Raw genomic sequence first — 378 nt, 5'->3', positions numbered from 1 at the left:
ATGTTTGCCCTGTAGAAAGAATCGCAAAATCTTTAAGACCAACGTCAATACCGACAGAAGAACCTGTTTTTTCTAATGGCTGCACTTCTGTTTCAGCAAGAATCGATACAAAGTATTGACCACTTGGGTTTCGTCTGATTGTAGCGTTAAGAATACGCCCTTCAACCTCACGGCTTTTTGCGAACTTGACTAATCCAAGTTTGGGTAACTTGATTTTGTTTCCTACAATCGCAATATTGCCGTTCGTGTGCTTTGTTGTGTAGGATTGTACGTTATTCTTTTTTGACTTGAAACGTGGTGCTTTATTCTGTTTCTTGAAAAATCGTGAATACGAATCCGCAAGGTTTTTAAGTGAGGATTGAATAGCAACGCTGTCGA

General features: G+C 39.4%; 1 pseudogene. It reads right to left on the bottom strand.

Annotated elements, in window-relative coordinates:
* Positions 1-378 (bottom strand): annotated as a pseudogene (locus tag G4V62_RS19435) (IS200/IS605 family element RNA-guided endonuclease TnpB); the annotation flags it as partial.

The sequence above is a fragment of the Litoribacterium kuwaitense genome (assembly GCF_011058155.1).
GTDB lineage: Bacteria > Bacillota > Bacilli > Bacillales > DSM-28697 > Litoribacterium > Litoribacterium kuwaitense.
The sequence above is the reverse complement of the archived record's forward strand: the minus strand, read 5'-3'. Positions and strand labels throughout refer to the sequence as shown.